Annotated in this window: 8 protein-coding genes and 1 pseudogene; 4 read left to right on the plus strand and 5 right to left on the minus strand. The window is 68.1% G+C overall.

What is annotated here, in order from left to right:
- The 4 genes and pseudogenes from WA805_RS16465 to WA805_RS16480 form a co-directional block, all read left to right on the plus strand.
- A partial coding sequence (locus WA805_RS16465) for an N-acetylmuramic acid 6-phosphate etherase (protein ID WP_422284811.1) occupies positions 1-579 on the plus strand: 579 nt, incomplete at its 5' end.
- Positions 580-658: 79 nt separating this feature from the next.
- Positions 659-2,005, plus strand: a complete 1,347-nt coding sequence (locus WA805_RS16470; protein WP_422284813.1) for an ABC transporter substrate-binding protein — start codon at positions 659-661, stop codon at positions 2,003-2,005.
- Positions 2,002-2,988, plus strand: a complete 987-nt coding sequence (locus tag WA805_RS16475; protein ID WP_422327224.1) for a carbohydrate ABC transporter permease — start codon at positions 2,002-2,004, stop codon at positions 2,986-2,988. The genes WA805_RS16470 and WA805_RS16475 overlap by 4 nt, the downstream gene beginning before the upstream one ends.
- A 122-nt stretch (positions 2,989-3,110) precedes the next feature.
- Positions 3,111-3,719 (plus strand): annotated as a pseudogene (locus WA805_RS16480) (carbohydrate ABC transporter permease); the annotation flags it as partial.
- Here the strand turns inward: WA805_RS16480 and WA805_RS16485 are convergent.
- The 5 genes from WA805_RS16485 to WA805_RS16505 all read right to left on the minus strand — a co-directional run.
- A complete protein-coding gene (locus WA805_RS16485) occupies positions 3,674-4,819 on the minus strand; it encodes a MurR/RpiR family transcriptional regulator (protein WP_425242772.1) in 1,146 nt (381 codons plus the stop codon). The pseudogene WA805_RS16480 and the gene WA805_RS16485 overlap by 46 nt on opposite strands.
- 121 nt (positions 4,820-4,940) lie before the next feature.
- Entirely contained in the window at positions 4,941-5,078 is a 138-nt protein-coding gene (locus WA805_RS16490) for a hypothetical protein (protein ID WP_425242773.1), read from the minus strand.
- Between the two features lie 78 nt (positions 5,079-5,156).
- A complete protein-coding gene (locus WA805_RS16495; protein ID WP_425242774.1) occupies positions 5,157-5,828 on the minus strand; it encodes a DedA family protein in 672 nt (223 codons plus the stop codon).
- A 102-nt stretch (positions 5,829-5,930) separates the two neighbouring features.
- Entirely contained in the window at positions 5,931-6,596 is a 666-nt protein-coding gene (locus WA805_RS16500) for a response regulator (protein ID WP_422289413.1), read from the minus strand.
- On the minus strand, positions 6,593-7,206 hold a 614-nt coding region (locus WA805_RS16505), incomplete at its 5' end, for a sensor histidine kinase (RefSeq protein WP_425242775.1). The genes WA805_RS16500 and WA805_RS16505, both read right to left, overlap by 4 nt.

The raw sequence follows: 7,206 nt of genomic DNA on the forward strand, positions 1-7,206 counted from the left end.
GCCGGCGTCACCGCCGCCGACCTCGTCATCGGGCTGAGCGCCAGCGGCCGTACCCCGTACGTCGCCGGTGCGCTGACCGCCTCGGCGCGGCGGGGCGCGTTCACCGCGGTCGTCACCTGCAACCCCGGCTCTCCGCTGCGGTCGCTCGCCCGGGTCGCCATCGTCGCCGACACCGGCCCTGAGGCGATCGCCGGGTCTACCAGGCTCAAGGCCACGTCGGCGCTCAAGCTCATCCTGAACGGTTTCTCCACCGCGCTGATGGTGCGGCTCGGCAAGACGTACTCGAACCTGATGGCGGAGGCCAGCGCGACCAACGACAAGCTGCGGGTGCGGCGGGTGCGCATGCTGCGGGAGGCTTCCGGCGCGGATGAGGCCGCCTGCGAGGCGGTGCTGACCCAGGCGGGCGGCGACCTGCCCACGGCCCTGGTGGCGCTGCTTGCCGGAGTGGGCGCACAGCAGGCGCGGGAGGCGCTCAACGCCACAGACGGTACCGTGCGCGCCGCGCTCGGCGTCGCGCAGCAGATGCGCGCGCTGTTACGTTTAAGTAAAGAAATGCCAGGTAATGGACAGTTATCGTAAGATCTTTACATGTCGGCTTGGTGGCGCGAAAATTACCTACCGTGGTCGCCGCGGTGAACGCCAACGCTAGGAGCAGCTGATGCTAGTGAAGAAGTTTCCGCTCAGAAAGAGGACCCGGTCAATCCTGACCGGCTCGCTGGCCGTCGCCGTGACGGTCGTCGCAGCCGCCTGCTCTAGTGGCGGCTCCGGCGGAAGCGGCGGCGGGACGACCACACTCAAGATCATCACCTGGGTGAACCCGCCCGCCGTCCAGGCGATCAACAAGATCGACGCGGAGTTCGAGAAGGCGAACCCGAACATCAAGGTCAAGCTGCAGACCGCGGCCAACGTGAACGGCCCGTACGAGACCCTGCTGCAGCAATCGGTCAACTCCGGCACCGCCGACATCGTCACGTCCAACTTCCCGCTCCTGCCGCTGCCGAAGCAGCTGACGACCTCGAACACCACCCCGATCCAGCTCTATGTGACGAAGGGGGCATTCGCGCCGCTGAACGGCCAGAGCTTCCTCAGCGACTACACGACGGCCGCGCAGCAGGCGGAGACCTACCAGGGCAAGACGTACGGCCTTGTCTCGGGCGCGTACCAGGAAGGCGTGTTCTACAACAAGCAGATCTTCGCCAAGTACCACCTGACCCCGCCCACCACCTTCGCCCAGTTCCTGGCCCTTAGCCAGACGCTCAAGTCGCACGGCGTGCAGCCCATCTACACCGCGCTCGGTGGTGTCGGCCCGATCTACCTGCAGTTCATCTACTACGAGGCGATGACCGACCTGTGGTACCCGAAGGCACCAGGCGGGAACCTCGCCACCGCCCTGATGAACGGGACCGCCAAGTGGACCGACCCGGCCTTCATCCAGGGCATGACCGAGGAGAAGCAGATCGCCCAGTACCTGGAGCCGAACTACACCGGCGCGCCGTGGCAGACCATGGCAGGCGGTGACTTCGCCGCCGGCAAGTACGCGATGGAACTCGACGGGTCGTGGGACCTGTCCTCCCTCCACTCGGCGAACCCGAAGCTGCAACTCGGCTACTTCCCGCTGCCGTTCAGCAGCAAGGCCGCGGACAACCAGGCCTACGCGCAGAACGACCTCACGTACTACGTGCTCAACTCCTCGCCGAACAAGACCGCGGCGATGAAGTGGCTGTCGTTCTTCTCCTCCCCGTCGATCTACGCGCAGTACGTGAACATCACCGGCATCTCCTCGAGCCAGAACAGCGGCACGTTCACCGGCTTCGCGTCGCAGGTCATGGGGTCCTGGTTCGGCAAGGGCGTCCTTCAGGACGTGCTGTACCCGGCGCTGTCGCCAAGCAACGGGTACTACGACCAGGCAGCCAACTGGGCGGACCTGCAACTGTCGGTCATCCAGGGCAAGATGACGGCCGCGCAGGCCGCCGCCACCTATGAAAAGGACTGGAAGACGTCGTGACGGCGCTCCGACTGGGGTCACGGCGCCCAGCCGTGACCCCGGCCGGTGCCAGCGCGGCCACGTCGCGGCGAGCCCGCCGGCCGAAGCCGACCCGGCTGCTTAGCCGCCCGTCCCGGGTCATGATGTGGGGCGGCCTGCTGCTCGGGGTCGGCGTCTACGTGCTGTTCGCCATCGTGCCGATGGTGGGGAACGTCATCATCTCGTTCACCGACTACACCGCGCTGCCGGGCGCGGCCGTGCACAACCTGGGGTTCTCCAACTACACCTCGATGTTCTCCACGGAGGCGCCCGGCTTCGACCCGGCTATCGTCGCCACGCTGGTGTTCGTCGTCGCCGTCACCCTCGGCCAGAACCTCCTCGCCCTGCTCTTCGCGCACAAGCTCGTGGGCGGCGGTAAGTTCGCGGCGGTCGGCCGGCTGCTCGTGTTCCTGCCGATCGCGCTCGGGGTCACGGTCGTCGGCCTGGTCTGGCTCCTGATCTTCAACTCGCAGGAAGGCCCGATGACGTCGTTCTTCGGGTTGTTCGGCATCCATAGCGCGTTCTTCGGCTCCGACAACTGGGCCATGCCGCTGGTGATCTTGGTGCAGATCTGGCAGAACGTCGGCTTCTCCACCCTGGTGTTCATCGGCGGCCTGCGCGCGATCGATCCCGCCCTGTACGAGGCCGCGGCGATGGACGGGGTGGGCGCCTGGCAGCGGCTGCGCCGCATCACGTTCCCGCTGCTCGCCCCGTTCGTGACGCTGAACGTGATGCTGGCAGTGGTCGGCGCGTTCACCACCTACAACCTGATCTACGTGCTCACCGACGGGCAGTACGGCACGCAGACGCTGGGCATGCTGTCCTACAACGTGGCGTTCGGGTCATTCAACTCGAATCTCGGATATGGCGCGGCGGTCAGCGTGGTGCTGTTCTTGGTGACCCTGATCGTGGCCCTGCCGATGCTGGCCCTGCTGCGCCGCCGGGAACGGAGGCTGTTCGGATGAGACGCCCGCGCCTCGTGTCAGGCATCTCGGTCGGCGTGCTGATCACGCTGCTGTTCCTGCTGCCGGTGCTGTACGTGGTGATGATGGCGTTCGAGTCGCCGTCGCACTTCCTGAACTCGCCGATGACGCCTGGGTCGCCGGACGTGAGCAACTTCGGCAACGCGTGGAACAGCGCGGACCTGGGGCCGGAGCTGCTCAACACCGTGCTGTACTCGGTCGTGGCCGCCGCGCTGGCGGTGGCGCTGGGCCTGCTGATCGCCTTCCCGATCGCCCGGCGGCTGCTGCGCGGCCACTCGCTGCTGTACACGTTCGTGTTCGTCGGGCTGTTCCTGCCGCTGTCGATCATCCCGATGTACGCCGAGGCCCGCATACTCGGCCTGTTCAACAGCCGGATCGGCTACATCCTCCTGCACATTACGATGGCGGGCATACCTGGACTGCCGCTCGCGGTGGTGGTGCTGACCGCCTCGCTCGCGTCCGTGCCGACCGAGCTTGACGAGGCGGCGTGGGTGGAGGGCGCGTCCTACCTGTCCTACCTGGGCCGCGTGATCGTGCCGCTGACCCGGCCCGCGCTGCTGATCGCGTTCCTGTACGCGATGCTCGGCGTGTGGAACGACATCATCGGACCGGTGGTGCTGCTCGCCGACCCGTCGCTGGCGCCGGTGACGAAGGGGATCTACACCTTCTACGGCTCCAACGAGTCGCAGTTCACGCTGCTGGCCGCGGCCGTCGTGATCGTCTCACTGCCGGTCGTGCTGCTGTTCATCGCCTCGCAGCGGCAGATCAACCGCGCCAGCCTGGCCGGCGGGGTCAAGGGCTGAGCTGACCCTGGGGAGTCAGCCGCGCCCGTTCGGGATAATGATTTTGGGTGCCGCGCGCGGCGGACGCGCTTCGCCTGTGCGGCCGCGAACGTCCGCTCCAGCGCGTCCATGGTGCGCGGCAGGTCGCGCTGCGCCAGGGTGACGAACAGGCAGTCCACCACGGTGAGCTGAGCGATCCGGCTGGTCGTGGCGCCGGACCGGAAGGCCGTTTCGCGCGCGGCGGTCAGCAGCACGAAGTCCGCGACCTCGGTGATCGGGGACCACGGGAAGTTCGTGATCGCGACCGTGGTGGCGCCGTGCGCGCGGGCCTCGGTAAGCGCGTCGATGGTGTCCACGGTGGTCCCGGTGTGCGACAGGCCGACCGCGACGTCGCCCTTGTCCCGCAGCGCCGCGGAGGTGGCCGCCAGGTGCGGGTCGGGCCAGGCGTAGGCGGGCCGGGCGATCCGTTGCAGCTTTATCTGCAGGTCGACGGCCACCAGGCCGCTCGCGCCGACGCCGTAAATGTCGATCCTGTTCGCCACCGCGAGCGCGTCGACGACCTTGACCAGAGCGCCGACATCGAGCCGGCTGGCGGTCTCGGTGACCGCGGCCGCGTCCGCGTAAGCGATCTTCTTGGTGATCGTCACCGGGTCGTCGTCGGGGTCGATATCGCTGGACGCTGCCACGACCGACGCCGCATCATCGTGCGCCACCGCCCCGGCAAGCGCGAGCCGCAGTTCCGGATACCCGCGCAGCCCGATCGCGCGGCAGAATCGCACCACGCTGGTGGCCGACGTGCCGCAGGAGCGGGCCAGTTCGGAGATGCTCCGCCAGGCCACGCCCGCCGGGTCGTCGAGCACCGCTTGCGCAACGCGCCGCTCGACTGGCGCCAGGTTCGGAAGCAGCGAGCGAATCGTGACCAGGACCCCAACGTCCGGAGCTGTTCCGCCGCCCGGATCAGGCCTGGACGAGGCGCGGCCGCGACGGCCGGACTTTCCGGGTGCCGTATCGGGTTCTTCGGTCGTCATCATGCCCACCCCCCGGTCAGCGGCTTGTGGCTGCCCTAGTCAGGTTACCTTTTTCCATTAACTGAGGCGAAATAGTGGCAGTTTAACTAGAAGCCCGGCCCATGCGTCGAGATCTACGCCGGCGTCAGGCATCCCCAGCACGCACGTCCAGCACGGCGCGCAACTGGGCGATCACCTGCCGGTCGACTTCGGCGGCCGGGTGGTTGGCCAGCACCTCAGCCAGCCGGTCTTCCAGGACCGCCGCGCCCGGGCAGTCCGGCACACTGGGGCCACCAGCATTTCAAGCAGCCCGAGCCACTCGCGCTGCAAATTCGAGTGGCCCGGGCCGGGTCCGGTCCCGCTAGACCAGCTCGCAGGCTTCTGCCAGCGCAGCCGGGCTTGCAGCCCCGTTGTCGGGGAAGGCTTCCTCGGCTCGTTGTTCGAGGCGGCGCATCGACCTGCGGACCACGATGATCGAGGTGACAGTGAGGACGCTGGCGACCGCGTACCCGACGATGAGGATCGCACTTCCGACACTGGACGCCGCGTTGCCGAGCGCGTAGGCGCCGAGGGTGTAGAAGCTCGCCCACAGCAGTCCGCCGGCCGCGTTCGCCGCGACGAAGCCGGGCCAATGCATCTTGCTGACCCCGGCGAAGAACGCGGCGAAGGTCCGCAGTACCGCGATGAACCGGCCGAAGAAGACGACCTTCACGCCATGCCGGGCGAACAGATAGCGTCCGACCTTGAGTTTCGCGCGGTCCAGCCGGACGTAACGTCCGTAGCGCTCGGCCAGCCGTAGGCCGCCCGTCCGGCCGATCCAGTAGCCGGCGTTGTCGCCGATGACCGCTGCGCAGGTCGCGACGGCCGCCAGCGCCACGACGTTCAGATGGTGGGTCGTGCCGGCGTAGAGCGCCGCGGTGATGAGCGCGGTCTCACCTGGCAGCGGGATGCCCATGCTCTCCAGCGCGATCAGCGTGAACACCGCGTAATAGCCGTATGACTGCACGAGGTGGGTGATCAGGCTCAAGGTCATGGCTCAACGCTAGGCAACGGCCACCTGGCGCGGCATCGGCCTGGCGGCTACACCCTGACGGCCGCATCTAGCCGCAAGGCGTACGCCGCACCGCCTGAAGGCTTAGCTGCCTGGAGTGATCAGGCCGGACTCGTATGCCAGGACGACGGCCTGGACGCGGTCGCGGAGGTCGAGCTTGGCAAGTATGCGTCCGACGTGGACCTTGACGGTTCCTTCGGACAGATGCAGGTCGTCAGCGATCTCACGGTTGGATCGCCCAGCGGCGAGCTGGACGAAGACAGTTTGTTCCCGATCGGTGAGCTTGCTGAGCAAGATATCCCGCTCGTGCTGCCGACCGGGACCGGGTAGCAGGGGGGCGAATTGGTCGATGAGTCGGCGGGTTGCGGTGGGGGCGAGGACCGCGTCGCCGCCGGCGACGGTGCGGATGGCGGTGAGCAGCTCGGCGGGTGGCGCGTCCTTGAGAAGAAACCCGCTGGCGCCGGCCTTGAGCCCGGCGAAGACGTATTCGTCCAGGTCGAAGGTGGTGAGGATCAGGATCTTGGTTGCCGGCTCGGCGGCCGTGATCAAGCGGGTCGCGGCTATCCCGTCCGTCCCCGGCATCCGGACGTCCATCAGCACCACGTCGGGGTGCAGGGCTGATGTCATGCCCACCCCGGCCGCCCCGTCCCCGGCTTCACCGACCACCTCGATGTCGGGCTCTGCCTCGAGGATCAGCCGGAATCCCATCCTGAGCAGGGACTGGTCATCGACGAGCAGTACCCGGATCATGGGGCGTCGCCGCTGTCCAGGCGCAGCCGTGCGGAGACCTTCCAGCCGCTGGGCCCGCGGGGGCCGGCCTGCACGTCGCCGCCGTAGGCGTGGACCCGTTCCCGCATGCCGAGCAGGCCGCTGCCGATGCCCGCGGGCTCGTGGGCAGCGGCACCCGCGCCGTCGTCGTCGATGTCGACCAGCAGTTCGCCGGGGAGGTAGCGCAGGCGCACCGAGGCGCGGGCGCCAGGTCCACCGTGCTTGAGAGTGTTGGTGAGGGCCTCCTGCACGAGCCGGTAGACCGTCAGCTGCACGCCGGCCGGCACGTCAGGTGCCTGGCCGTGGATCTCCAGCGTGGTGTCCAGTCCCGCGGACCGGACCTGTTCGATGAGCGTGTCGAGCTGAGTGAGGTCGGGGACGGGCTGCAGGGATCCACCGGGGTCCTGACCGGGGTCCTGGCTGGGGCGCTGGCGCAGCACGCCGAGGAGCCGGCGGGTATCGGCCAGCGCGCGCCGCCCGGTGTCCGCCACGCTGCGCATAACGTCGTTGGCGCGCTCCGGTGAGCTGGCCGACGCGGCGATCGCCGCTTCACTCAGCGTGATCATGACGGTGAGGTGGTGGGCGACGATGT

This window comes from Trebonia sp., from assembly GCF_049794275.1.
In the GTDB taxonomy this organism is placed as follows: Bacteria; Actinomycetota; Actinomycetes; order Streptosporangiales; family Streptosporangiaceae; genus Trebonia.